The organism is Nocardia sp. NPDC049737 (assembly GCF_040674755.1).
Taxonomy (GTDB): domain Bacteria; phylum Actinomycetota; class Actinomycetes; order Mycobacteriales; family Mycobacteriaceae; genus Nocardia.
Genome location: NZ_JBFANH010000014.1, coordinates 160,553 through 185,973 on the forward strand (window position 1 = coordinate 160,553; position 25,421 = coordinate 185,973).

Sequence of the window (25,421 nt, forward strand, 5' to 3'; positions counted from 1 at the left end):
AGGTCAAACCGACCGCACGGTTGGGTCCGGGACCCCCAGTGCCCGCTCGAACCCGTCCGGCACCACCAGATCGCCCCGATCGAGATCGCCGACGCTGGTCTTGCGCAGTCCCAGCAGCACCGAATCAATACCGCCACGCAAGACGTCGAGCACATTCTCGACACCGGCCTGCCCATTCGCGGCCAGGCCCCACAGGTAGGCCCGCCCGATCATGACCGCGCGAGCACCCAGCGCCACCGCCTTCACCACATCGCTGCCGCGCCGGATGCCGCCATCGAGCACCACCTCGATCTGCGATCCGACCGCGTCGGCCACCACCGGCAATGCCCGAATCGCGGCGGGCGTGCCGTCCAGGTTGTTTCCGCCGTGGTTGGACACCGAGATGGCCGCTACACCGGCATCGACCGCCCGCAGCGCATCGTCGACGCGCATCACTCCCTTGAGCATGACCGGTCCGCCCCACTGTTCGCAGATCCACGCCACATCCGCCCAATCCGGTGCGGGGGTCCCCATCCACTCCCCGTAGGCGCCGAAGAAGCCGGGCGCGGGACCGTCGCCGACAGCCATATTCGGCGCGGTGAGATCCGGAATGCGGCCGGAGCGAGCATAAGTCGCGAGCCAGCGCGGTCGCGCCAGCGTTTGCGGCGCGAATGTCAGCATGGTTTTGAAATCGAGCTTCTCCGGAATCACCGGGCTGCCCCAGTCGCGCCCGTGTGAGAAGGACCAGTCCAGGGTCAGGATCAGACCGACCGCGCCCGCCGCCTTGGCACGCGACATCCGCTGCAGGATCTCATCTTTCGAACCACACCAGTACAGCTGGAAGAATGTCGCCGGATTCGCCGCGATGACTTCCTCGATAGGCTTGCTCGCGAAGGAACTGAGCCCCATCGCGATCCCGCGTGCCGCCGCCGCACGCGCCACGGCCACCTCGCCATCCGGATGCACCGCCTGCACGCCGGTGGGTGAGATCAGCACCGGCATCGAGAGCTGCTGTCCCAATACGGTTGTCGACTGGTCGCGGTCGCCGATCGGGCCCGCACAGTGCGGCGCGAAGCCGAGTTCGGTGAAGGCCTGCTGATTTTCGTCGATGGTCTGGCCGCGCTCGGATCCGGCGATCAGTGCGCCGTACACCGACTTCGGCAGTCGTTTCTTTGCACGCCGCTGCGCCTCGGCAACGGTTTCGAACCAGGGGTTCACGAGAGGGATCCTTTCGGGGAAGCCACCGGCCACCACAGCCGGATCTGTTCATGCAGGTCAGTGGTCAATTGGGTGAGCAGTGCGGTGCCCTCGGCGGCGTTCGCGCCCGTCGGATCGCCGAGCACGCCGTTGGCGCTCACCGCGCGGACTCCCCCGGCGCGCAGCAGGGGTAGGAGTTCGGCGAGCGGCCTCGTATCACCGGCGACGGCGCGTTCGGTCCGCACCGCATCCGGCCGCAGCGCCAACTGCATCGAGGTTTCGGCGCGGCCCGCGTGCGGATCACCCGGATAGCGCGGCATGAACACCCGCACATCCCGGGATTCGGTACGCAGCAATGCCTCCGCTTTGCGTAGCGGTTCGAGATTGCCGCCGTGCCCGTTGACGAGCACGATGCGGTCGAAAGTATCAGTGGCCGACCGGCACAACTCCACGATCAGCAACTCCAGCGCGGCCTGCCCGATCGACAGCGTGCCCGCGAAACCCGCATGCTCACCGCTGGCTCCGTACGGGATCGCCGGCGCGACGAGTACATCCGACCGCAGCTCGGCCAGCCGCGCGCACAATGCCATCGCGATATCGGTATCGGTGGACAGCGGCAGATGTGGTCCGTGCTGTTCGGTCGCCCCGACCGGCACGGCGAGAATCGCGCCCGCAGCCGCGCGCGCCCCGGCCTCCGGCCAGGTCAGTCGCGCGGCCACGATGTGTTCCGCGACACTTTCCACCATGCCGCGAGATTATCGTCAGTGACTGACATAATCAAGATCCTGCGATCGACGCCCATAATCAACAGTCGTGACAGATGCCAAGGTGCGGGGCCGTCCACGCGGCACAACCAAGCGCGAACTCGAACTGATCGCCATGCGACTGTTCACCGAACAGGGCTTCGACGAAACCACCGTCGAGCAGATCGCCGCAGCCGCGGGTATCAGCGGGCGTACCTTCTTCCGTTACTTCCCCACCAAGGCGGAGGTGCTCTGGTACCAGTTCGACGCCGAGGTCGAGGCGCTGCGCGCGGCCTTCGCCACCGTGCCCGACGACGTTGCGATGATGACCGCCGTGCGCCGAGTCGTGGTGAACGCCAACCGATATCGCGCCGAAGACGTGCCCGAACTACGCGTACGCATGCAACTCCTCGGCGGCGATCCGGCACTGGCCGCCGCCGCGGGCGCGCATTACGACGCATGGGAGCGGGCCGTGAGCGCGTTCGCCGCACGCCGACTCGGCGTACCGGAGGACAACCTGGTCGCGATGGCGGTCGGCCGCACCACACTCGCGGCCGCGCGCGCCGCCTTCGACGCCTGGCTGACCCGCGCCGACGCCGACCTCACGGTCTATCTCGACCAAGCGCTCGCGGCCCTGGCACGTGGATTCGCGCCGCAGTCCGAGGATCCCGGATCTACCATCGAGCTAACGGCAGGTTTCACCGGCGACCGGGATGGGGTATGACTAGGCTCGGTATCGGCGCGCAGCCGAAACGCACGACTATCCCGACAATCCCGTCGAAAGGGGCTGGAATTTCCATGTCCGAGGTGTCCATGAGCCTTTCGGCGGATTCCCTGCCCGTAGGACCGGTCGACAACCTGCTTCCGCAGCTGGTCGAACACCTGCGGCAGAACCGAACCGGGCTGCGCGAGGAATGGGCTCGGCGCATCACCGAAGCTCAACTACTGACCGCGATGACCCCGGAGGAGATCTTCTCCGAGGCGACCTCCATGTACGACAACTACGTTGAGGTGCTCGTAACCGGTAGCGTCGAAGCGCTGCAGGCCTACGCACGCGACCTGTCCGAGCGCATCATTCCCAGAGGCGTCGAAACCGACGAGGTCCTGGGCATCGTGCTGCTCCTGCGCGACGTGCTGGCCCGCTCGCTGTTCGAGAAATACCAGGCAGATTTCGAAATGCTCAACGCTGTACTCGACGCGTACGAGCCCGCCGCGAACCGCATCGCGAGCACCGTGGCAATCTCGTTCGTGCAGGAACGCGAGCGCGTCATCCGCCAGCAGCAGGAAGCCATTCGCGAGCTGTCCACTCCGGTGCTGCAGGTGCGTGAGCAGCTGCTCATCCTCCCGATCATCGGTGTGCTCGACTCGCAACGCGCCCGCCAGCTCACCGAACAGCTACTGCGCGCCATCCGCGCCAATCGCGCGAAGGTAGTCGTCATCGACATCACCGGTGTGCCCGCGATCGACTCCACGGTTGCCAACCACCTGGTGCAGACCGTCGACGCATCCGGCCTGATGGGCGCCAATGTGATCATCACCGGCCTGTCCTCCGAGATCGCCCTCACTCTGGTGACCATCGGCCTCGACCTGTCCAAGATGAACGCGGTCGGTGACCTCCAGGGAGGTATCGAAGAGGCCGAACGCTTACTCGGCTATGAGGTGACCCGCGTCACGGATCGAATGCTCACCGAGCGCGATGGGCGCTGATCGGGCCCCCCTATGCCGGTTCCGATCCTCAAACAAGGTACCTATCTAATCGCGTCGGTCCAGTCAGCCCTGACCGACGCGGATACCGAACGTCTCCAGGACGACCTGATGAAACAGGTCAGCAGATACCGGGCACACGGGATCATCGTGGACGTCACCGCGATCGATGTCATGGACTCGTTCGCGGCCAGATCGCTGCGTACCATCGCGCACATGACGCAGCTCCGCGGTGCCGAAACGGTCATCGTCGGATTACAGCCCGAAGTCGCGTTCGCCATGGTGCAGTTGGGCCTCACCTTCGAGGATATGCACACCGCCCTCGACCTGGAAGAGGGCTTGGCGTGGCTGAATCGCATGGCTCCGGCCCGCCGCCAGCGAGATGGTCGTGACAGTGGCCGCTGAGAACTTGGTGATCGCGGTCAGGGTGTCGGGTGACATCGTGATCGCACGTCAAGCCGGACGTGAGCTGGCGGCCAAGCTCGGATTTTCTCTGACAGATATGACCATGATCTCGACGGCGATCTCCGAGATCGCCCGCAACATAACCAGTTACGCGGGCAGTGGTGAAATACGTTTGCTGGTCGATGACCGGGAGGGTCGCCAGGCGCTGGTCGTCCAGGCCGAGGACCAGGGCCCCGGCATCCTCGATATCGCCCGCGCACTCGACGACGGGTACTCCACCGGCCGCGGGCTCGGACTCGGCCTGCCCGGCGCGCGCCGGCTGATGGACCGGCTCACCGTTGATTCGGCACCTGGTCGCGGCACGTTGGTGGAGATGTGGAAGTGGGTACCCAACGGTGCATGAGGACGGGATCATCGGCCGGATCGAATGGGCGGTGGCCGGCCGTGCCCTGCCCGGTCAGCGGGTCTCCGGTGATCGCGGCGTGGTCCTCGACGCGGGCGGCGGCGCGGTGCTCTTCGCCGTCCTCGACGGCCTCGGCCACGGCTCGGCGGCCGCGGACGCCGCCGATCGCGCCGCGCAGGTGCTCTCGGAGAACCGCGCCGAACCGCTGGACGTGTTGATGGTGCTGTGTCATCGGGCCATGGCCGACACCCGAGGCGCGGCAGTGTCTTTGGCGCTGTTCGGCGCAGCCGATACGGTGCACTGGCTCGGCGTCGGCAATGTCGATTGCCGGATTCTGACCGCGGGCCCGGTCGGGCTCACCATGCGCGCGACGGTCCTGATGACCGCTGGCATCGTCGGCTATCGACTACCCCAGAACCTACAGGTGCAGACCGTTCCGGTGCGTCCTGGTGATCTGCTGCTGATGTCGACCGACGGCATCGTCACCGAATCCGCTGACAGCGGCATCGATCCGTCCAAATCCACCGCCGAGATCACCGCCGAAATCCTGGCCAGGCATGCCAAGGACACCGATGACGCATTGGCGCTCGCGGCCCGCCACCGGGGCGGCGTATTGGAGGCACCAGCGTGAACGGCGGAATGCACATGAGCGAGCGAACAAAAGGCGCAGCCGCCAACGCGGTCATGGCGGAGCCGAGCGCTAGCGAGGCGGAGACATGAGCGAGCGGAGCGAGCGAACAAAAGGCGCAGCCGCCAACGCGGTCATGGCGGAGCCGAGCGCTAGCGAGGCGGAGACATGAGCGCGGCACTTGCCGCATTTCTCGACGACTACTCGGATGCGCTACGGCGGCATCTGCACTCACCGTCGCAGGCGAGTCTCGGCGAGGGTTACGAACTGGGCCGCCGCGCTCTCGTCGAGGGCATCAGCCTGCTCGATCTCACCGAAAACCACTACCGTGTGGTGCAAGCCACGGAATCGGGCACCGCGGCAGCCGACGAATCCCCCAAACCCGCCGAGACCGCACTCGAATTCCTGCTGCAGACCCTCGCCGCCCTGGACATCGCAACTCGCGGCTATATCGACGGCACCCGCCGCGCCGAACAACAGCGTTCGCGCATCGACGATCTCGCGGGGCGCGACGCCTTTCGCACCGCTCTGGTGGAGTCGTTGCAGGACGGCTTCTTCGTCGCCGATGCGCGCGGCACCATCATCGAGGTCAACTCCGCCTTCGGCGCGCTGACCGGCTACGGCGCATCGGAACTTCCGTTCCCGCTGCCGCATCCGTGGTCGACGCCGGAAGGGCCCCGCTATCCCGATCTCGGTAGCGAGGCACAGCGATTCGTGATTCCGGTCAAGCATCGCGACGGTCGCACTGTCTGGCTGGCGGTGAGCACCAGTGCGATGGTCGAACCGGAGAAGTACGAGCAGATCTTCGTCGGCACCATCCGCGATGTCACCGCCGAACACGATGCGCAGGCCCGCGATCAGGCGGCGTCGCGACTGGCCACCGCGGTCGGCGCGGCGACGAGCGTGGTGGAAGTGCTCGCCGTCGGGCTGGACGAACTGCGACGGACCGTCGGCGCGGAAACCGCGGTGGTGATGGTGTGGCCCAACCGCAATACCGGGCCGGAGACGTATGTCTCGGGGGCCGAGGGTGTTCCGGAGGGATCGGTGCTCGACGCCCGTGCGCGGGCGCTACTGGATCGGGCTCGCCGCCGTCCGGCGCGCAGCCTGTTCGCGATTCCGGAGAGCACTGAGAGTTCCGAGGGCATCGTCGCACCGCTCGGCGAGACAGGTGATGCGGCGCTGTGGCTGCGCTTCGCCGCGCCGCGCGCCATCAGCGCTGCCGACTGGACATTGTTCTCGCTGCTCATCGGCCATCTCAGCCTGGCGGTGCAACGGGCGCGCAACTTCGATCAGGCGCGCTCGACCTCGCTGACGCTGCAGCGCGCCATGCTCGGTCCGATCGAACTGCCGCCGCGGTTCTCGGTGCATTACGAGCCCGCGCTGCCGCCGCTGGAGATCGGCGGCGACTGGTATGACGTGGTTCCGCTGCGCGACGGCACCATCGGCGTCGTGGTCGGCGATTGTGTCGGACGTGGTCTGTCCGCGGCCGTCGTGATGGGCCAATTGCGTACGGCCGCACGGGCTCTGCTGCTGCGCGGTGCGGGCCCGGCGCAGCTGATCGCGGAACTCGATACCGTCGCGGGTCGGATTCCCGGCGCGATGTGCACGACGGTCTGCGCGGCCGTCCTCGATCCGGTGCGCGGATTGGTCCGCTACAGCAGCGCTGGACACATGCCGCCGATTCTGGCCGACGTCGGTCAGCCCGGCCGATTACTCGAGGGCGGCCGTGCGGTACCGCTGGCAACCTTCGATACGCCACGACGTCCCGAAGCCACCACAGCGCTCACACCGGGTTCGACGCTGGTGTTGTTCACCGACGGCTTGGTCGAACAGCGCGGCGTCGATATCGATGACAGTTTCGCGAAGATCTCGGGGGTGCTCGCCGATACCGCAGGCAAGCTGCCGCGCGAGGTCGCCGATGCCGTGCTCTCGCGACTACGTCCGGCGGCGGGCTACGACGATGACGTCGCCATGGTGGTCTACCGGCAACCCCCGGCACCGCTGCGGCTCGAGATTCCGGCCAATCCAGATCAGCTCTCGGCCATGCGCAAGCGGCTCAAGGCCTGGCTCGCCACCGCCGCGGTACCGCACGATCTCGCCTCCGACCTGATCGCCGCGGCGAACGAGGCCTGTAGCAACAGCATCGAGCACGCTTACCGCAATGGCGGCGGCCCGGTCACCCGCGCGATCAGCTCCACGGCCGAATTGCTCGGCCGTGCCACCAGCGCCGCGGCGGCCACCACCGATCCTGGACTCGTCGAACTGACCGCCGAATGTGATACCCAAAAGGTCGTCATTCTGGTCGCCGACTCCGGAACGTGGAAACCACGCTCCGCCGATCCGGGGCCGCGCGGACGCGGCATCGACATGATGCGGGCATTGACGGAAGAATTGGAGATAGACCACAGCGGGGTGGGCACCCGCGTCCGCATGTCGGTAACGTTGCCCGCGATCAAATCCCCCGTAGCGAACCCACTGCGTGGCACGAACCGCCAGATTTCTGGCTGAGGAATGCAGCGCGAAAGGCGGGTTCATGGCAGATTGTGATGATGTGACAAACAACTCCGGAGACGCGTATCCCTTGGCGGACACGATGGCCACCACAGTCGAGGCACACGATGGCGCGACCGTGCTCACGGTTTCCGGCGAGGTCGATCTGGCGACCGCGCCAGCGCTGGAGAACACCATCGAGGCCATCCTGACCGGCAAACCGGCGGTCCTGATCATCGACCTGACCGGTGTCAGCTTCCTCGCCTCGGCGGGTATGGCGACCCTGGTCGCGGCGCATCAGCGCGCGGGCGACACAACGACCATCGTGGTGGTCGCGGACGGTCCGGCCACCAGTCGGCAGCTGAAGATGACGAGCCTCGATCAGGTGTTCGCACTGCACACCACCCTGGCCGAGGCGCTGGCCTCGATCCGGTAGCGCACCCGATTCAACCCGAACCCTTTCCGATCACCTGACCGTCACGGAGCGAGTCTTACGAGCGACGTTCGCGGCCCGTCTCGAGGCCGAGCGGTCGAAGCGCATGCGACGAAAGTCGCGAGTCTCGACCGCTCGGCCTCGAGACACTAGGGGGCCGCGAATACGCAGCGCCGCAGGCGCTGCGTATTAGACACAGAGTTCGCGCAGTTGCTCGATCAGCTTGACCCGCTCGGCCGCGGTCGCCGCCATCGGCACCACATTCAGCACCGTGACACCCGCCGCGCGGAATGCGGCGACCCGCTCCTTCACGAATCCGGCCGGGCCGACCAGCGAGATATCCCGAACCAGATCGTCCGGGACCACCTTGGCGGCCTCTTCCTTCCTACCCGCCAGGTACAGCTCCTGGATCCGGTCCGCCTCGGCGCCGTATCCGTACTTGGTGGCCAGCGTGTGATAGAAGTTCTTGCCCTTGGCGCCCATGCCGCCGATGTAGAGCGCCAGATGCGGTTTCACGAATTCCAGTAGCGGCGTGACATTCTCACCGATGGCCAGTGCGGGGCCGGCGTAGACGTCGAGCTCGCCGAGGATCGGATCACGCTTGGCCAGACCGGCATCCAGCGATTCGCCCCAGATTTCCTTGGCCTTCTCCGGTACGAAGAAGATCGGCTGCCAACCCTCGGCGATTTCCGCGGCCAGCTCCACATTCTTCGGGCCGAGCGCGGCCAGCAGCACCGGAATGCGTTCGCGCACTGGATGATTGATCAGCTTGAGCGGTTTGCCCAGGCCCGTGCCCCGATCGGCGGGCAGCGGGATCTGATAGTACTTACCCTGGTACTCCAGCCGCTCGCGACGCCACACTTTGCGGCAGATCTCCACCAGTTCCCTGGTCCGTCCGATGGGTGCGTCATAGGGGACGCCGTGGAAGCCCTCGATCACCTGCGGGCCCGAGGCGCCGAGGCCGAGGACATAGCGCCCGTCGGAGACGAAGTCCAGCCCGGCGGCGGTCATGGCGGTCAGGCTGGGCGTACGGGTGTAGATCTGCAGGATGCCCGAGGCCAGCTGCAGCCGGGTGGTCTTGGCCGCCAGATATCCGAGCGCGCTCACCGCGTCGAACGAGTAGGCCTCCGGCACGAACACGATGTCGAGTCCGGCCTTTTCGAGGTCGGCCACCTCGGCGGCCGCCTCTTTGAAGCCACCCGAGTAGTTGATGCTCAATCCGATCCGCATAGCACTCAACATAACCGCAGCTACGCACCGGCCGCGCACCGGCCACCTCGGTGCGAGCGGTAGCGTATTCGCCGTAGTTCTCCACTGTCGTCGCAGGAAAACGAAAGGCCACCCGACGTGTCGCAGCCCGCCTTCGCTGAGGCCACCCTCGCGCAGTACCTGACCGACCTGGCCGCGAAGGTGCCCGCACCAGGCGGCGGTGCCGTCGCCGCATTGCACGCCGCACAGGGCGCCGCGCTGGTCGCGATGGTCGCGCGCTACACCACCCGCGCCAAGGACGCCGAGCACCGGCCGGTCATCGACCGGATCATCGAGGCGGCCGACGCGGCCCGCGAGCGCGCGCTGGCCCTGGCCGATGCCGACGCGGCGGCATTCACCGCCGTCGGCAACGCCTACAAGTTGTCGAAGGATTCCCCGGAGCAGGTCGCTGCGCGCAGCGATGCCATTACCGCCGCGCTGCTCGAGGCGGCCCGGGTGCCCGCCGCGGTCCTCGACGAGGCCGACGAGGTGCTCTCTCTCGCCACCGAACTGCTGCCGATCGGCAATCCCAATGTGGTCACCGATATCGGCGCCGCCGCCGACGCGGCACGGGCCGCGGCCACCAGTTCGCAGCTCAATATCGAAATAAACGTCCGCTCGCTCAGCGCCGAACAGGGCGATAAGTTCGCGGCGGTGCTGATCCGCGTCGACGAGATCACTGCCCGTGCGGACGCATTGCACGCGGACGTTTTGCACGCCGTACGCAGCTGAAATCGACCGACCGGTCGGATCGTTTGTTCGGTTTCATGCCGGGTATGTCGCCCCTATACGAAAAACTGTGGACTTGGACGGCCGTTACAGAACCGGTACGTCGAGTTGATCATGAAGTCCTAGACTGGATTTCTGCGTCCCACACCAGCGTGAAGGGGTGGACAATGCGGAGCGCACTCAGATACCTGTTCCTCGCGACCACGATCGTCGCCTTGGGGGCCTTCGGGTCCGGAACGGCATTCGCCACTACGATCCTCAAACCAAGCGCCGACGTCGTCGCGACGATTACCCCGTCGGCAGGCCAGGAAGTCGGGATCGCGGCACCGGTGACGATTCGATTCGCCAATCCGGTCGCCAACCGCGACCGAGCCGAACGACTGGTCGATATTCGAGCCACCGAGCCGCTGCCTGGAGCCTTATCCTGGGCAAATGATCGTGAACTGACTTGGACGCCAACAAGTTTCCTGCCAGCCCGGGCGCCGATCTCGGTGCAGGTCGGTAACGCGCGCACGGAGTTCCGCACCAATGCGGGCGTGGTCGCCGACGCCGATATGTCGGCGCATACCTTCACCGTGAACATCGGCGGAGCAGTCGCGCGGTCGGTGCCCGCATCCATGGGCAAGCCTGGCCACGAGACACCGACAGGTACGTTCCCGGTGCTGGAAAAGTTCCGTTCCATCGTCTTCGACTCACGCACCATCGGGATCCCGCTGAGCTCGCCCGAGGGCTACGTCATCAATGGCGAATACGCCGAACGCCTTACGTGGGGCGGGGTTTTCGTGCACTCCGCACCGTGGTCGGTGGATTCGCAGGGCAATGCCAATGTCAGCCACGGCTGCATCAACCTGGCGCCCGATGACGCTGCCTGGTACTACCAGACCGTCGGCGTCGGCGATCCGGTCACCGTGCACTGGTGAGCCGTAATCAATCCGTTTTTCCTTCGCGACACCTCCCTTCAATTTCGTCACGCGCGGCAAACCTGGCAGTATCCTGCCGGGGTTGATACAACTGCGAGACACACGTGATCGTATGACCCGATGAAGGTGGGCGATGGATCGACCGGATATGACCTCGCGGGCGAATTCGGGCCCGCCGCCGGGCGCTGCACCACAACAACCGCTCGGTGCGCCGAGGGCATACCAGACTCCGGCACCGCCGAACCCGTTCCACCGGATCGGCTTCACCGAAGACAATGCGCCGACCGGGCCGATTCCCCGGATTCCGGTCGACGGCGCACCTATCGACACCGGCCCACTACGGCGCGTTCCGATCGACCACGCCGCAACGCAATCCGGGCCGCCGCCCCGAGTACCGGTCGACCGGGCGCCGACGAATACCGACCCGTTCCGGCGCATTCGCGGCCAACAAGTTCCCGGAGGCCAGGCTCCGAAACTCCCGGCTCCGAATCCCCCAACTCCGGATCCCCAGGGCCCGAGGCAAACCGGACCGATCCCGCATATTCCCGTGCAGGAAGTTCCCGCGCGTCCGGCCCCGGACCCACATGTCTCGATGCATCAGGCACCGACCGTGCAGGACAGTGAGCAGCAGTCGCTGACATTGCCGGACCCGATTCGTCAGGCACCCATCACCCGAAACCCGAGCTCTCCCGCCCCGCAAGAGCCGAACTGGCATACGCCTGTTCCCCAGGAGCCGCCCAGGCGGGCTCCGCTCCAGCGAGATCCGATGCGCCAGAACCCGATTCATCCGGGGTTCGCCCACGGCGAGGCCGCCTGGCACGATCCGAACCATTACGCTCCGCGCACATACGAGCAGCACCCGATTCAGGCAGACGACAGGGGACCCGCGCGGCAGGAGTTCGACTATCGAAGTGAGTGGTCCGAGTGGGTCGAGGAAGCGCCCGAAGAGTCGAAACCGTCTGCGCCGGACTACTTCCGGCATGAGGATGCCTTGGCGGCCATGATCGATCGGTCCGGACGGAATCGATCGAAGCGCCGGTGGATGCCTGTGCTGGTCGGATCGGTCGCGGCGGCCGGACTGCTCGTGGTGGCTTTCGTGCAAATTCGGCCGGATCCGCAACCGGCGACGGTGGCCTCCTCCACTCCCAGCCAGGTCGCGGTCTCCGGCTCCACCTCCGCCGCGGAGTGCCCGGCCGAGCGGGTCGGGGACACCATCACCGGCAACGGTGCGGGCGGAATGGATTCCGGACCGGGCGTCATCTTCGCGTTCCAGTACGCGTATTACGTCACCCGATCCGGCGCGGCGACCCGAGAATTCGTCGTGCCCAATGCATCCGTCTCGCCTGCCGGGACGATTCAACAGGGCATCGATGGCATTCCGGCCGGGACCACCCACTGCATCAGCATTACGCCGGGGGCGTCCGTCGGTCAGTATCTGGTGCAAGTTACCGAGCACCGGCCCGATTCGACATCGGTCACCTACAAACCTCAGGTCGTCACGACGGCGCGGGTGGGCAACCAGACACTCATCACCGGAATCGGCGCGGCCTGACGGTCATACCGGCGAATTCCATGGCACCAGTACGATTTTCCCGCGGACGTGCCCGGATTCGCTCAGGTGATGGGCCTTGACCACCTCTGCCATCGGCAGCACCTGATCGATTTCCACGTGCAACCGGCCCGCCTCGAACAGGGCGGCCAGCTCGCGCAGATCGCGGCCGGACGGATTGACATACAGCCGCTCGTACCGCGGATCGCCCTCGGCATCATTGCCCTGTGCGTCGATCAGGCGACCGTCCGCGGCGAGCACCGGTAGCGAACGCGATCCGTAGTCACCGCCGACGAGATCGACGATGACGTCGACATCACCCACCGCGTCCGCGAAATCGCATGTCGTGTAGTCGATCACCTCATCCGCGCCGATTTCCCGCAGGAATTCGTGGTTGGCGGCGCGGGCCGTGCCGATCACATACGCGCCACGGTCCTTCGCGATCTGCACTGCGAAATGCCCGACACCACCTGCCGCCGCATGCACCAGCACCCGTTGTCCGGCAACGACTTCGGTAAGTCCCTGCCATGCGGTCAGCACTGCCGTAGGCACGGCGGCCGCGTGGATGTGATCCAGGATCGCCGGTTTCGGTGCGAGGAAATCCGCCTGCACCACAACGTATTCCGCATAGCCGCCGGACCGGCTGAGCACCATGCCGTAGACCTCGTCGCCGACCCGGAATTGCTCGACACCCGCACCGAGGGCATCGACGATCCCGGACACATCGAAGCCGAGGGTGAACGGCGGATCCCCGAGTTTGCGCACCAGTCCGGACCGCAGCTTCCAGTCCGCCGCATTCATACCGGTGGCGGCGACCCGCACCACCACCTCGCCAGGTCCGGCGCTCGGCCGATCGACCTCGACGATTTCCAGAACCTCGGGACCACCGAATGTTTTTTGCGTGATTGCGAGCATGCCCTCGATTCTGCGGTCCCCTAGTATCCAAGGGAAAGAAGGCACTTCAATGATCCCGAGGTACCCGATGGATACTATTGTCGACTGGTCCGGCTCCGACAACCTGGTCAAGAGCTATCTGACCAACTGTCCGGCGCGCGAAGTGCTGACGGTGCTCGCCGACAAATGGGTGCTGCTGGTCCTCGGTGTGCTGCGCATGGCTGGCGGGCCGGTGCGCTTCAACGATCTGCGACGTCGGCTCGACGGCATCACCCAGAAGATGCTCACCCGCACGCTGCGCAATCTGGAGCGCGATGGGCTGGTCCGCCGTGCGGTCTATCCCACCGTCCCGCCACGCGTGGAGTACTCACTGACCGATCTGGGTGCCAGCCTCGGGGAGCTCAGCCACGCGATGGGGGTCTGGTCGGTGCAGCACCACAATGAAATCCTCTCCGCCCGCGACGAATTCGATACACGTGCCGAGCCCGAACCCATCTGAATGCCACCCGCGTCTTTCAGCCGTGGGTCAGGCGGCGTGCAGGAGGTCGCCACCGGATGCCAGGGCCGCGTAGCGCCCCTCGGCGTCCATGAGCTCGCGGTGGGTGCCGCGTTCGATGATGTGGCCGCGGTCGAGTACCACGATCTGGTCGGCGTCGCGGATGGTGGAGAGCCGGTGCGCGATGGTAATGGTGGTGCGGCCTTCGGAGAGCGCATCGATGGCGGCCTGCACCTCCTGCTCGGTCCGGTTGTCCAGTGCGCTGGTGGCCTCGTCGAGTACCAGGATCGGCGGATTGCGCAGAATCACCCGCGCCACCGCCAAACGCTGCTTCTCACCGCCGGAGAACCGATAGCCGCGTTCGCCGACCAGCGTGTCGTAACCGTCCGGCAGGCTCGCGATATGGTCGTGGATCTGCGCGGCCCGCGCCGCGGCGTACAACTGCTCATCGGTCGCATCGGGTTTGGCGAAGCGCAGATTGTCCGCGACCGAGGCGTGGAACAGGTAGGTCTCCTGCGAGACCACGCCGACGGCCGCGGCCAGATCGGCAAACGACAAGTCGCGCACATCGATTCCGTCGATCTCGACCCGTCCGGATGTCACATCGTAGAGTCGCGCCACCAGGTAGCCGAGCGTGGTTTTGCCCGAACCGGTTTCGCCGACGATTGCCAAGCTGGACCCGGCGGGGACGGCGATGTCGATGTCCTGCAAAACATCCCGAGTCCCGGCTCCATAGGTGAAGCCGACGTGCTCGAAGCGGACCGCGCCCTTGACGCCCGAATCCGGCACCGGCACAGCCGTTATCGGTTCCTCGATATCCGGCTTCAGATCCAGGTATTCGAATATCCGGCCGAACAGCGACATGGAACTCTGCACCTCCACGCCGGTGTACAGCAGTTGCACCATCGGCCGCAGCAGGCTGGTCTGCAAGGTCGTGAAGGCGACCAGGGTGCCGATCGAAACCAGCGGATGTCCCGCCGCCACGGTCAATCCCGCCGCCCAGTAGACGATCGCGGGCATGGCCGCCATGACGATCTGAATCGTCGACTGCCGCCACCGTCCGGCCATGCCGGACCGGATCTCCAGGTCCACCAGCCCACGCGACTCCTGCGCGAAATCCGCAACCAGCGCGGGCGAGCGGCCCATCGTGCGCCCGAGCAGAATGCCGCTCACCGACAGCGATTCCTCCACGATCGCCGACATGCCCGCCAATTTCTGCTGCCGCTGCGCGGTGATCTTCCTGCGTTCGTCGCCGACGCGGCGGCTGATCCAGACGAAGAACGGCAGCATGACCAGTGAGACCACGGTGAGCCGCCAGTCCAGGGCGATCATGGCGATCACCGAGGCGGTCACGGTGGTGAAGTTCGAGACCAGTGAGGTCGCGGTCGAGGTGACCGTCGACTGCATGCCGCCGATATCGTTGGCGATCCGCGACTGCACCTCACCGGTGCGGGTAGTCGTGAAGAACGACAACGGCATTCGCTGCAATTGCGCATACACCGCGGCGCGCAGATCGTGCATGACCTCTTGACCGACCGCGGTGGAAATGTAGGTCTGGAGCACGCCGAAGATGCTGGTGAGTGCGGCCACCGCGACCATGCCCGCCGCCAGCACGGTCAGCAGATCGGTGCGGCCGTGTGGCAGGGCGTCATCGAGGATGCCGCGCAACATGAACGGTGATGCCAGCGCGACCAGTGACGACAGACCTACGAGCGCGGCGACCAATGCCAAGCGCGCGCGATACGGACGAAACAGCCGGACGATCCGGCGAAGTTGATGTGGGGGCCGCATAGGCGCCTCCTTCCGAGGACTACTACAGCAAACTGAGCATGACTCATAATTGTTCCCAAAACAATGAGTTATGCTCAACGAATGGATATCGCGCTCGATCCCGACCTTCCCGAGCTGTTCCTGCGCACCGCGAAACGCATCCGCCGCAACCAGGTCGCCCGACTCGCCCCGCTAGGCATTACCCCAGGTCAGGCCCGTGCTCTCCGCATTATCGGCCACCACGACGAGCCACTGCGGATGGCCATACTCGCCGAGCACCTGGGCATCGTGCCGCGATCGGCCACCACCGTCGTCGATGCGCTCGAAGCCGCGGACTTGGTCACGCGCGCGCCCGACCCGACCAACCGCCGCTCGACCCTGGTGACGCTGACCGACTCCGGCATAGCCGCGCTCTCGCAGATGGCCGCGGCCCGCCGTGCGGCCGCTGAAGAGGTCTTTGCCAGCCTGAGTGAACAGCAGCGCACAACGCTTCGCGATTTACTTGCCGCACTCGATTCGGAGGCGCCGGTCGGCCCATCCGCTGGGACGAACATCTCGTTGACCTCCCCGCCGCCCCGGTGCTGAATTGGGACATGCCGGCCTCGCCCGCCGGTCCGATTGCGAGGGCGCAGACCGACATCGCCGCCGAGACGGACCTAGCCCATAGCGGGCCAGGCATCCCTGCCCGGTCTCGACGTTGATCGTCGCCCGGAATAGCCGCACCATCGGGACCGGCCAGCGTCACCCCGCGACATCCACGCCGTGGCTGCGGGCAAGGTAGCCAGGTCGTAGTGCCGAAGTCCTTGGGGCGGTGCGTGTTAGGCGGAGCGGGAAATTTCGGCGGCGGTTACTACGTGGCGCATGAGGAGGGCGGTGGTTACGGGGCCTATGCCGCCGGGGACGGGGCTGAGGGCGCAGGCTTTGCCGCGGACGGTTTCCGCGTCGACGTCGCCGACGATTTTGCCGTCGGGGGCTTCGTTGGTGCCTACGTCGATGACAGTCGCGCCCGCGCGGACGTGTTTGCCGGTGACCAGGCCGATGCGGCCGGCGGCGGCTACGACGATATCGGCGGCGGACGTGACGACCGGGAGGTCGGTGGTGCGGGAATGACAGATGGTGACGGTGGCATTTTCGGCGAGCAGGAGTTGGGCAAGGGGCTTGCCGACGATATTGGAGCGGCCCACGACGGCGACATGCCGACCGGCGAGCGGGATTTCGTGATGCTTCAGTAGTTCGACGACGGCCTCGGAGGTGGCGGGGACGAAACCGTCGAGGCCGGAGGCGAGCAGGCCGAGGGAGAGCGGGCTGACGCCATCGACGTCCTTGCCGGCGGCGATGGCGGAGCTGACATCGTCGAGGGTGACACCGGCGGGCAGCGGCGTCTGCAGCATGATCGCATCGATGGCGCTGTCCGCGCTGCGGGCGGTGAGTTCCTCGCGGATCCGCTCGATGCTCGCGTCCGCACCGAGTTCGATGGTGTCGCAAGCGATTCCGAGACGTTCGGCGGCCTTGCGCAGCGAGTTCACGTACCACGCGCTGGCCGGATCGTCATTGGCCACGATCAGGGCCAGGCGCGGCGCGGTTCCGCCCGCGGTGAGCGCGGCGGCGCGCTGCTTGGTGTCGGCGTTGATGGCGGCGGCGAGTTCCTTGCCGGACAGCGAAACGGTATCCACGTTGTCACACCTTATCGGCTGCACCGCGCGGCTGGTTCCGCTGGTCGTCCTGCGCGCGGCCCGGTTTACCCGAACGCCGGAAACAACGCCTGGCAATTCCCAGTTTATGGCCTTTACCAGTCGTATTGTGATTGTGCTCGCCAATGGCTAACTGTCAGCTTACCGACCTCATACCCCGTTTCACGCGTGGAAAGGTGTCGACTGCAGTGAAGATCTCGAGGCATTGGAAACTATGGGTGGCGACCGCGTTCGCAGCCGCGACCATCACCGGACTATCGGGCGCACCCGCCATCGCGGCGCCGGAAACCGACGTGCTCTACAACTCCGCCCAGCGTGCCTTCACCGACGGCGACGATGCCGCCGGACGCGCCGAACTTCGACAGCTGATCGCCGCCGACCCGGCTGATACCGAGGCCCTTTCGCTGCAGGCGATCTGGTCGCATTACGCCGGTGACCTGCCCGCCATGGCCGATGCGCTGGCCCGCCTCGCCGCCGCCGACCCGGCAATGGCCCAGGGCACCAATAATGTGCTCGGCGCGATCGGCGCCGCGATCGCCACCCTGCCGAATCCGCTGCCCGCGATCGTCGGACCGCAGACCGGAATCGTGGTGCTCGGCTACGGCCTGCTCCCGGACGGTTCGCTGCGCCCCGAATTGGTGAACCGGCTGACCGCGGCCTGGTTGCAGGCGGTCGCCTCACCACTTTCACCGATCGTCGTCACAGGCGGTAATCCACAGAACGGGATCACCGAGGCCGAGGCCATGCGGGCCTGGCTGGTCGGCAATGGCCTGCCCGCATCCCGGATCAATGTCGAGAGCCGGGCCGGATCTACGGTGCAGAACGCACTTTTCAGCACCAGGATGCTGCGGGATCTCGGCGCGAACAGCGCGGTCGTGGTCACCTCGCCCAACCACATCCGGCGCGCGGTCGCCGATTTCATCGTCGCGGGCACCCAGGTGGTCGGGGCGATGACCTCACTCGAGCAGCTGGTATCACAGTTGCCGCCGCCCGGCAGGCAGGCGCAGCGCGGCATCTACCTGGACGCCACGCGGACATTCCAGCTCGCCACCACCCGCTGAGCGACCCGGTCCGAGCGTGCACATTCGGCCCCGAAATGGCACAAACGCAAAAAGTGCACGCTCGGCCACCACCACACCCGCAAACACGGCACGATATTCCGATGACATCAACCGGAGATGTGGTCGCGCAACTGCGCGCCGCGGGCTGTGTATTCGCTGAAGACGAGGCACGGTTGCTCATCGCCGCCGCGACGGAGACCGGTGCCGATCTCATGGAGTTGGTCGCCCAACGGGTCTCCGGAACTCCACTGGAATACCTGCTGGGCTGGACCGAATTCCACGGCATCCGTGTCGCGGTCGCCCCGGGCGTGTTCGTACCGCGCCAGCGCACGGTCTTCCTCGTCGACGAGGCCGCCGAACTCGCTCGCGCCATGTCCGCGCACCCCCTCGTCGTCGATATATGTTGCGGCTCAGGCGCATTGGGTCTCGCGCTGGCCAAAACTCTGGCCGCCGAAGGCCGTCAGATAGAACTCGCCGCTACCGATATCGAACCTATGGCGGTCGAATGCGCCCGCCGCAACCTCACCCCGATCGGCGCGCCCGTCTACGAAGGCGACCTTTTCGAGCCGCTTCCCCGTGAATTGTCCGGGCGCATCAATATCTTGCTCGCCAACACCCCGTACGTGCCATCGGAGATGATCTCCAAGATGCCGCCGGAGGCACGCGATTACGAACCGCGCACCGCCCTCGACGGCGGTCCCGATGGCCTGGATATCTTCCGCCGTGTCGTCGCTGCCGCCCGCAGCTGGCTCGCGCCGGGCGGCCACCTGCTGGTCGAATCCACCGAAGCCCAGGCCATGCCCTCGATCAGCGTCCTCACCGCGCACGGCTTCACCGGCCGCATCGCCGAATCCGATGAGTTCTACTCCACCGTGGTAATCGGCACCAAGCCGAATACGTGATGCAGGCCACCACGCAACGCCGATGAACTGGATACGACCGCTCGGGCGATCCGAGGCCGCTACTTCTTGCGCCCGGTGAACTCGTCCATCGAGTGGTACACACCAACCGAATTCAGGAACAGATCGCGCAGCTTGATCGGCAGCAGACCGGAGATCGCCTTGTTGAGGCGGGAGGTCCACGGCAGGATCACAAGTGGAGTGCCTGCCTTCATTTCCCGCCACGAGGTATCTACGACATCGTCCTGTTCCAGGATCGGCGTGAACAGGAACCCCTTCGCGCCATCGAACATTCCGGTATTGATGTAGGTCGGACAGACCGTCGTGATCTGCACGTGGTCGTGGCCCGCCTGTTCGAGTTCGATGCGCACCGAATCCGACCAGCCCAGCGCCGCCCACTTCGAGGCCGCGTACACGCTCATGCGCGGATTGGAAACCAGACCCGCCGAGGACGCGATGGTCAAGACGCGCGCCACACCCGTGCCGCGCACCATCGCGGGCAGGAATTCGAGCGTAATGTACATCGGCGCAAGGGAATTGATGGCGATCGTCTTATCGATATCGGCGCGATCGGTGGTCTCCCAGAAGTAACTGTTGCCGCGCACGATGCCCGCATTGTTGATCAGGATATCGATATCGCCGACTTCGGCGCGCACCGCCGCCGCGGCCTCTCCGATGGCGTCCTGCGCGGATACATCGACCACATAGTGATGAATGGCGACACCGCGACCGGACAACTCGACCGCGGTCTCCTTCAATGCGGATTCGTTGATATCCCACAGCACCACCGCGGCCGCGCCCTCACGCACCGCCCGCTCGGCGAACCGCTTACCCAGGCCCATTGCCGCGCCCGTGACCAGGACCTTCTTATCGGCTACCGTGTCCAGTTTCATTCGTCCTCATCCTGATTTCTTCGTGAAATAACTTCTGGCGCAATTACTTTTGACGCAGCGCCTTCATGACGCCGAAGTACAGCGTCATCGTCTTCGCCCACAGTTCCTCGGACATGCCGGGCAGCGGCGCGATCGGGAGCATCCGCTGCACCGCGATCGTCTGGGTGTCGATGTACTTCAACAAGCCCTCTGGACCGTGCCGACGCCCGGTACCCGAAATGCCGAGCCCACCCGATGGCGCGTCCGCACTCCCCCATGCCGCGATGAAGCCCTCGTTCACATTCACCGAACCCGCATTGATGCGCGCGGCTACCTTGCGGCCTCGATCGGCATCCTTGGTCCAGACGCTCGCATTGAGTCCGTATGCGGTGTCATTCGCCTGCTCGACCGCCTCATCGTCGCTGCCGACCCGATAGATCGACACCACCGGCCCGAAGGTCTCCTCGCGATACACCGTCATCCCGGGACGCACTCCGGTCAGCACGGTCGGCTCGTAGAAATACGGTCCGAGATCGGGACGAGCCCTGCCGCCCGCCAGCACCTGTGCGCCCTTCGCGACGGCGTCGTCGACATGCGCACTGACGGTGTCCAATTGGCGCTGGAATGTCAAAGACCCCATATCACTGGCGTAATCGAGCGCACCGCCCAATTCGATCGCCCGCACATGCTCGATGAATTCGCCGACGAACTGGTCATAGACCTTGTCGTGCACATAGATTCGCTCCATCGACTCGCACAGCTGCCCCGCCGAGGCGAAGCAGGCCCGAATCGCGATCTTGGCCGCCCGGGACACATCCGCATCGGCCAGCACCAGCAGCGGATTCTTGCCGCCGAGTTCGAGCGAATAACCGATGAGCCGTGCCCCGGCCTGCTGCGCGATGGTCCGGCCGGTCGCACTGGACCCGGTGTAGTCGACATAGTCGGCGCGCGCGATCACCTCACCGCCGATAACCGAACCCCGACCGAGCACCGCCTGCCAGAGTCCGCGCGGCAGCCCGGCGCGCTCGGCGGCATCGATGGCCCATAGTGCGGTCAGCGCAGTCTGGTTATCCGGGCGCGCGACCACGGCATTTCCGGCGGCCAATGCGGGCAGGGCGTCGGAGACCGCCAGGGCCAGCGGATAGTTCCAGGGCGAAATCACCGCGACCACGCCCTTGGGCCGATGCCGCACATCGACCTGGGTCAATACCGGCAGCACTCCGCGCGGCTTGCGGGGGGCCAACAGCTTGTTCGCGACCGACGCGTAGTACCTGGCATTGACCGCGACATCCCCGACCTCGTCGAAGGCGTGCGCGCGCGATTTACCGGTCTCGGTCTGCACAATATCGAGGATGGTGTGCTGTTCGGCCAGCACGATGTCGTGGAATTTCCGCAGCACCGCGACCCGCTCGCGGACCGAGCGCCGCGCCCATTCCTGCTGCGCGGTGCGCGCGGTCGCGAAGGCCGTTTCGATGTCGCCGGTAGCGGACTGCGGCAGGTCCGCGATCTTGTGTCCGGTCGCGGGCGCAAACACCTCCACCGCGGGGGCACCGCCCGCGATCGCACGATTCAGCAGGGGTTGCACCAGGGCCGCGGGCAGGGCCGTCGGTTCGGTCAGCTGGCGGGCGGTCGTCATTGTCGGCCCTCTCCTGGGTCGGGCGCCTGTGCTGGACGAGGCGGTAAGCCGAGTTCAGCCATTTCCTGAACACTAGTGTTAGATTAATGCCGGTGCCGCACCTCATGTCAAGCTGTCGGGTGTGGGACACAGACGGGTCAGGCTTCGAGTTGTGAGGCATCACCATGTCCACTGACACTTCCCACACGAATGGCGCGGCCCGCCGGGGCAGACCACCACAGACCCAGGAGCAGGCCGAGGAGGTCCGCGCCCGCATCGTGCTCGCCACCGCGGCGGTATTCACCCGCGGCGGCTCGCGCGGACTCAGCGTCGCCCAGATCATCGAACAGGCAGGACTGGCCCGACCCACCTTCTACCGCTATTTCGGCAATGCCACCGAACCGCTGCACGTCGTGTTGGAGGTCTCCAACGACGGCCTCGTCGACGGCATCCGCACGGCACTGACCGGTCCGGACGAGCCGGTCGAACTCGGCATTCGTCTCATCGACGCCTACCTCGGATGGGCCCGTGGACATGGTGCGATGCTGCGCCCGCTGTTCGCCGAACTGCACGATCCGGCCTCACCAGTATCGGCCTATCGCGAACGGGCACTGGACGATATCCGCGCGCTGGTGCGCGAAACGTTCGCGGAATTGGGCCGGCCGGTACCGTCACCGCTGGATCTCGATGCGGCCCTGCATGTTTGCGAGTATGTGGTCTATCGCATTTCAGCGGGTACCACGCCCGGCGCCGAGCCGGACGCGGAAACCGTTGCCGCTGGACGGCTCACCATGATCCGCGTACTGCTCACCACGCTCGGCACCCGCGCCGATCTCGAATACGCGATGACGCTACCGGGCATCTTCCCGGCCGCGCAGTGAACCTATAGATCGAGTTCGAGTTCGCCACCGCGAGAACGCGATACGCAGGTGAGCATCGCATTGTTGCGCTCGCCGGGCAGTAGCGCCCGGTCCCGGTGCTCGACCTCACCGGCGAGCACACTCGCCCGGCACGTCCCGCAGAAACCCTGCTGGCACGAGTAGGCGACGCCGGGTACTGCCCGCCGGATCGCGGTCAGCGCGGATTCGTCGGCCGCGACATCGACCTCGGCTTCGCTGCGGCGCAATCGAATACGGAACGGCGCACCGTTGCTGACCGGTACCGCCGAGAAGCGCTCGGTGTGCAGCGAAGCCGTCGGATCGTGCAACAGCAGCACTTTACGCGCGGCTTCCGCCAATGCCGGTGGTCCGCAGACATATACCGCGGCACCGGTCGGCGTCTGTTCGAAGATCATCCGCGGATCCGGCACCCCGTACTCGTCATCGGGTCGCACCACCACATCACCACCGGTGAAGTGAGCGAGCTCGTACAGGAACGGCATCCGCGCCCGCGAGCGCCCGAAATACATGAGCCGCCACGGTATTCCGGCACGTTCGGTGGCGGTGACCATCGGTAGAATCGGCGTGATCCCGATACCGCCCGCCACGAAGAAGTACTCCGATGCGTCGATGAGCGGGAACGCATTGCGCGGTCCCCGCACCCACACTCGGTCGCCGACGCGCAGCTGCTCGTGGATCTCGCGGGAACCACCGTCGCCATCGGCGATGTAGCGCACCGCGATTCGGTAGCAGCTGCGATCCTCCGGATCACTGTTCAGCGAATACTGCCGCTGCCGACCCGAGGGCAGGAATACATCGATATGGGCGCCCGGCGTCCAGGCGGGCAGGTCCGCGCCGCCTGGATCGCACAGAGTCAGGCTGACCACCTCGTCTGCCTCGGCCTCGATTCCGATGATCGCCAACTCGAAATCGAAACCGGTGCGCCGCACCGGCTGTGGCCGCGAAAGCAGCTGCGCCGCTTTCCCTTCGGTGAATACCCGCTTGTAGGTGTCCACCGCCGACGCGATCATCCGCAGCCCGGCTCCCGGCCGGAACTGCTCCTCCACGGCGGTCATGACTCCGCCTCGCTTGCGCTCGGCTGTGTCACGCCCGCCCGGGCGACTGTGTTGGTTTCCTCGCTGCGCTCGGTCACTGCGCTTGCCTGTGCCGCTGGCGACCGCGCGAGGTAGCGCAGTGCGTTATCCATCGGACCGAGTTGGGAGGGATGGAATCCCGGCCGCAGGTACCGCGGAATCTCGGTCAAGAAAGTGGTGAAGTTCGGCACCACACCACGCAATGAGGCACTGGCCATTTGTAGCGGCCACCACCGGCCCTTATTCGGCGAAGGGTCACGCTGGAACAGGTAGGCGCCCGAAATCACGAACAACGCGAGCAAACCCGAACTGGCGATCAGCGCCTGACGCGCCTTGCGGGCGTAGCCGCCGTCGAGATGCATGTACGCGTCGTAGACGACGCTGCGGTGTTCGACCTCCTCGGCACCATGCCAGCGGACCAGATCCAGCATTGCCGGATGCATTCCCTTGGCCGCCAATTTGTCATTGGTGAGCAGCCATTCGCCGATGACTGCGGTGTAGTGCTCCATTCCCGCGAACAGGGCGAGTCGCTCACACAGCCATTCGTGTTTGGCCCGGCCGGACAGTCCGTGGTCACCGAGCAGCCGATCGATCAGCCAGGCGACGCGATCCACCATCGGACCGACATCGAGCCCGAGGTGTTCCAATTGGTGGCGGGCCTTCTCGTGCGAACCGGCGTGCATCGTCTCCTGACCGATGAAGCCGCGGACCTCTTCCCGCAATCGCTCGTCATCGATCAGCGGCAGCGCCTCGGCCAGCGCCTGCGCCATGGCCCGCTCGCCCTCGGGGAGCACCAGGTGCATCACATTGATGATGTGGGTGGCCATCACTTCGCCGGGGATGTAGTGCATCGGCACCGAATCGAAATCGAAGCTGACGTCCCGCGCGTTGATGGCATGAGCCTGATCGGCGTAAGCAGTGCCCATCTGATGGTCCTCACGTCTGGTCCCTGGAAGATCAGGGTATTGCCGACATCAGACGCTGTCAACATCAAATGCTGTCAACATCACATGATGTCAACTTCCCCGCTATGGGAGGATCGAGCCATGAACGACGCCGTTTCCGATGGATCGATACCGGGCATGCGCCGCTGGCGCGGCACGCCCCCGGCCGACCGAATCGCCGCGCGCCGCGAACAGCTCGTAGAGGCCGCCATCGAGTTGATGGCCACGATCGGAGCCTCCGATATCTCCATGCGCGGGGTCTGCCGGCAGGCCGGACTCACCGAGCGCTACTTCTACGAGAGCTTCCCGAATCTGGACAAACTGCTCACCGCGGCCTTGGAAACCGTCGTTCTCGGTGCGCAGGAATGCCTGCTCGCGGCGCTGGCCACCGCGCCGCCCGAACCCGAGAAACTATTTCGTCATGCCATTTCGGCGTTCACCGAATATCTGATCGAGGATCGCCGCCGCGGCCAGATCATGTTCGTGGAATCGCAGGCCACCCGGGTACTCGGCGACCGAGGCAATGAGCTCATCGAATTGTTCACCGCCCCGATCGCGCTCACGATCGGGTTGGGTGACGATGGGCCGCAGACCCCACCGGACCAGTACGAGAACAGCCTGAACTCGAACGCCATCTTCGGCGCGATGGCGTATATGTACCGTCCGTGGCTGGATGGAACGATCGATATTCCGCGCGAACGGTTCGATGATCACGCCACCAGCGTGCTGCGCCATATCGCGGCCGCGCGATCGTCCGAGCCGCAGGAGTCACACTGACC

General features: G+C 65.8%; 26 protein-coding genes. 16 read left to right on the top strand and 10 right to left on the bottom strand.

Translation table 11 applies throughout. The features are described from left to right. Nucleotides 1-3: 3 nt before the first annotated feature. Nucleotides 4-1,197, bottom strand: a complete 1,194-nt coding sequence (gene mftD, locus AB0J47_RS20245; RefSeq protein WP_364347699.1) for a pre-mycofactocin synthase MftD — start codon at nucleotides 1,195-1,197, stop codon at nucleotides 4-6. Further along, nucleotides 1,194-1,922: a mycofactocin biosynthesis peptidyl-dipeptidase MftE gene (mftE, locus tag AB0J47_RS20250; RefSeq protein ID WP_364347702.1), complete on the bottom strand. Its 729-nt coding sequence runs from the start codon at nucleotides 1,920-1,922 to the stop codon at nucleotides 1,194-1,196. The genes mftD and mftE overlap by 4 nt, the downstream gene beginning before the upstream one ends. Before the next feature lie 67 nt (nucleotides 1,923-1,989). Between mftE and mftR the strand changes: the two genes are divergently transcribed. The 7 genes from mftR to AB0J47_RS20285 all read left to right on the top strand — a co-directional run bounded on the left by mftR (nucleotide 1,990) and on the right by AB0J47_RS20285 (nucleotide 7,985). Further along, the gene (mftR, locus tag AB0J47_RS20255) at nucleotides 1,990-2,643 is read left to right on the top strand and encodes a mycofactocin system transcriptional regulator (RefSeq protein ID WP_364347705.1); all 654 of its coding nucleotides are present in this window, start codon (nucleotides 1,990-1,992) and stop codon (nucleotides 2,641-2,643) included. A 74-nt stretch (nucleotides 2,644-2,717) separates the two neighbouring features. Further along, the gene (locus tag AB0J47_RS20260; protein ID WP_040691747.1) at nucleotides 2,718-3,626 is read left to right on the top strand and encodes an STAS domain-containing protein; all 909 of its coding nucleotides are present in this window, start codon (nucleotides 2,718-2,720) and stop codon (nucleotides 3,624-3,626) included. A 12-nt stretch (nucleotides 3,627-3,638) separates the two neighbouring features. Then, nucleotides 3,639-4,028 (top strand): STAS domain-containing protein, encoded by a 390-nt coding sequence (locus AB0J47_RS20265; RefSeq protein WP_327098425.1) that lies wholly within the window; start codon nucleotides 3,639-3,641, stop codon nucleotides 4,026-4,028. Next, nucleotides 4,006-4,431: an ATP-binding protein gene (locus AB0J47_RS20270; RefSeq protein ID WP_040691752.1), complete on the top strand. Its 426-nt coding sequence runs from the start codon at nucleotides 4,006-4,008 to the stop codon at nucleotides 4,429-4,431. Before AB0J47_RS20265 ends, AB0J47_RS20270 begins: the two co-directional genes overlap by 23 nt. Further along, nucleotides 4,424-5,062, top strand: coding sequence for a SpoIIE family protein phosphatase (locus tag AB0J47_RS20275; protein WP_364347710.1), 639 nt, complete (start codon nucleotides 4,424-4,426; stop codon nucleotides 5,060-5,062). The genes AB0J47_RS20270 and AB0J47_RS20275 overlap by 8 nt, the downstream gene beginning before the upstream one ends. A gap of 165 nt (nucleotides 5,063-5,227) precedes the next feature. Beyond that, complete coding sequence (locus AB0J47_RS20280) at nucleotides 5,228-7,567, top strand: SpoIIE family protein phosphatase (RefSeq protein ID WP_364347712.1); 2,340 nt, start codon at nucleotides 5,228-5,230, stop codon at nucleotides 7,565-7,567. A gap of 25 nt (nucleotides 7,568-7,592) precedes the next feature. Further along, nucleotides 7,593-7,985: an STAS domain-containing protein gene (locus tag AB0J47_RS20285; RefSeq protein ID WP_364347714.1), complete on the top strand. Its 393-nt coding sequence runs from the start codon at nucleotides 7,593-7,595 to the stop codon at nucleotides 7,983-7,985. Between the two features lie 186 nt (nucleotides 7,986-8,171). On the opposite strand, the gene AB0J47_RS20290 is transcribed toward AB0J47_RS20285, so the two are convergent. Next, the gene (locus AB0J47_RS20290) at nucleotides 8,172-9,212 is read right to left on the bottom strand and encodes an LLM class F420-dependent oxidoreductase (RefSeq protein WP_364347716.1); all 1,041 of its coding nucleotides are present in this window, start codon (nucleotides 9,210-9,212) and stop codon (nucleotides 8,172-8,174) included. Between the two features lie 117 nt (nucleotides 9,213-9,329). Here AB0J47_RS20290 and AB0J47_RS20295 point away from each other — a divergent pair, with 117 nt between their 5' ends. From AB0J47_RS20295 to AB0J47_RS20305, 3 genes are all read left to right on the top strand, one after another. Beyond that, the gene (locus AB0J47_RS20295) at nucleotides 9,330-9,962 is read left to right on the top strand and encodes a cyclodeaminase/cyclohydrolase family protein (protein WP_364347719.1); all 633 of its coding nucleotides are present in this window, start codon (nucleotides 9,330-9,332) and stop codon (nucleotides 9,960-9,962) included. Nucleotides 9,963-10,126: 164 nt separating this feature from the next. Further along, nucleotides 10,127-10,879, top strand: a complete 753-nt coding sequence (locus AB0J47_RS20300) for a L,D-transpeptidase (RefSeq protein WP_364347721.1) — start codon at nucleotides 10,127-10,129, stop codon at nucleotides 10,877-10,879. 133 nt (nucleotides 10,880-11,012) lie between these two features. Then, the gene (locus AB0J47_RS20305; RefSeq protein WP_364347724.1) at nucleotides 11,013-12,431 is read left to right on the top strand and encodes a hypothetical protein; all 1,419 of its coding nucleotides are present in this window, start codon (nucleotides 11,013-11,015) and stop codon (nucleotides 12,429-12,431) included. Between the two features lie 3 nt (nucleotides 12,432-12,434). Here AB0J47_RS20305 and AB0J47_RS20310 read toward each other — a convergent pair whose 3' ends face one another. After that, complete coding sequence (locus AB0J47_RS20310) at nucleotides 12,435-13,343, bottom strand: NADP-dependent oxidoreductase (protein ID WP_364347727.1); 909 nt, start codon at nucleotides 13,341-13,343, stop codon at nucleotides 12,435-12,437. A gap of 67 nt (nucleotides 13,344-13,410) precedes the next feature. Here AB0J47_RS20310 and AB0J47_RS20315 point away from each other — a divergent pair, with 67 nt between their 5' ends. After that, nucleotides 13,411-13,821 carry a helix-turn-helix domain-containing protein gene (locus tag AB0J47_RS20315; protein WP_364347730.1) on the top strand — a complete coding sequence of 137 codons (411 nt, stop codon included), beginning with the start codon at nucleotides 13,411-13,413 and terminating at the stop codon, nucleotides 13,819-13,821. Nucleotides 13,822-13,848: 27 nt separating this feature from the next. Here the strand turns inward: AB0J47_RS20315 and AB0J47_RS20320 are convergent, their stop codons facing one another. Then, the gene (locus AB0J47_RS20320; RefSeq protein ID WP_364347732.1) at nucleotides 13,849-15,609 is read right to left on the bottom strand and encodes an ABC transporter ATP-binding protein; all 1,761 of its coding nucleotides are present in this window, start codon (nucleotides 15,607-15,609) and stop codon (nucleotides 13,849-13,851) included. Between the two features lie 81 nt (nucleotides 15,610-15,690). Here AB0J47_RS20320 and AB0J47_RS20325 point away from each other — a divergent pair, with 81 nt between their 5' ends. Beyond that, nucleotides 15,691-16,173, top strand: a complete 483-nt coding sequence (locus AB0J47_RS20325; protein WP_364347735.1) for a MarR family transcriptional regulator — start codon at nucleotides 15,691-15,693, stop codon at nucleotides 16,171-16,173. A 233-nt stretch (nucleotides 16,174-16,406) separates the two neighbouring features. Here AB0J47_RS20325 and AB0J47_RS20330 read toward each other — a convergent pair whose 3' ends face one another. Next, entirely contained in the window at nucleotides 16,407-17,261 is an 855-nt protein-coding gene (locus AB0J47_RS20330; RefSeq protein WP_364347738.1) for a bifunctional 5,10-methylenetetrahydrofolate dehydrogenase/5,10-methenyltetrahydrofolate cyclohydrolase, read from the bottom strand. A gap of 236 nt (nucleotides 17,262-17,497) precedes the next feature. Here AB0J47_RS20330 and AB0J47_RS20335 point away from each other — a divergent pair, with 236 nt between their 5' ends. Together AB0J47_RS20335 and AB0J47_RS20340 are read left to right on the top strand one after the other, a co-directional pair. Then, nucleotides 17,498-18,340: a YdcF family protein gene (locus tag AB0J47_RS20335; protein ID WP_364347741.1), complete on the top strand. Its 843-nt coding sequence runs from the start codon at nucleotides 17,498-17,500 to the stop codon at nucleotides 18,338-18,340. Nucleotides 18,341-18,441: 101 nt separating this feature from the next. After that, nucleotides 18,442-19,242, top strand: coding sequence for a putative protein N(5)-glutamine methyltransferase (locus AB0J47_RS20340; protein WP_364347744.1), 801 nt, complete (start codon nucleotides 18,442-18,444; stop codon nucleotides 19,240-19,242). Between the two features lie 59 nt (nucleotides 19,243-19,301). Here AB0J47_RS20340 and AB0J47_RS20345 read toward each other — a convergent pair whose 3' ends face one another. Then, the gene (locus tag AB0J47_RS20345) at nucleotides 19,302-20,132 is read right to left on the bottom strand and encodes an SDR family NAD(P)-dependent oxidoreductase (protein WP_364347747.1); all 831 of its coding nucleotides are present in this window, start codon (nucleotides 20,130-20,132) and stop codon (nucleotides 19,302-19,304) included. Between the two features lie 43 nt (nucleotides 20,133-20,175). Then, a complete protein-coding gene (locus AB0J47_RS20350) occupies nucleotides 20,176-21,747 on the bottom strand; it encodes a succinic semialdehyde dehydrogenase (protein WP_364347750.1) in 1,572 nt (523 codons plus the stop codon). A gap of 164 nt (nucleotides 21,748-21,911) precedes the next feature. Here AB0J47_RS20350 and AB0J47_RS20355 point away from each other — a divergent pair, with 164 nt between their 5' ends. Then, nucleotides 21,912-22,607 (top strand): TetR/AcrR family transcriptional regulator, encoded by a 696-nt coding sequence (locus AB0J47_RS20355; RefSeq protein ID WP_364347753.1) that lies wholly within the window; start codon nucleotides 21,912-21,914, stop codon nucleotides 22,605-22,607. 2 nt (nucleotides 22,608-22,609) lie between these two features. On the opposite strand, the gene AB0J47_RS20360 is transcribed toward AB0J47_RS20355, so the two are convergent. Continuing rightward, on the bottom strand, nucleotides 22,610-23,680 hold the full coding sequence (locus AB0J47_RS20360; protein WP_364347756.1) for a PDR/VanB family oxidoreductase: 1,071 nt from the start codon (nucleotides 23,678-23,680) through the stop codon (nucleotides 22,610-22,612). Next, nucleotides 23,677-24,624 carry a metal-dependent hydrolase gene (locus AB0J47_RS20365; protein WP_364347759.1) on the bottom strand — a complete coding sequence of 316 codons (948 nt, stop codon included), beginning with the start codon at nucleotides 24,622-24,624 and terminating at the stop codon, nucleotides 23,677-23,679. Before AB0J47_RS20365 ends, AB0J47_RS20360 begins: the two co-directional genes overlap by 4 nt. A gap of 120 nt (nucleotides 24,625-24,744) precedes the next feature. Here AB0J47_RS20365 and AB0J47_RS20370 point away from each other — a divergent pair, with 120 nt between their 5' ends. Further along, entirely contained in the window at nucleotides 24,745-25,419 is a 675-nt protein-coding gene (locus AB0J47_RS20370) for a TetR/AcrR family transcriptional regulator (RefSeq protein ID WP_364347762.1), read from the top strand. The last annotated feature ends 2 nt before the right edge of the window (nucleotides 25,420-25,421 follow it).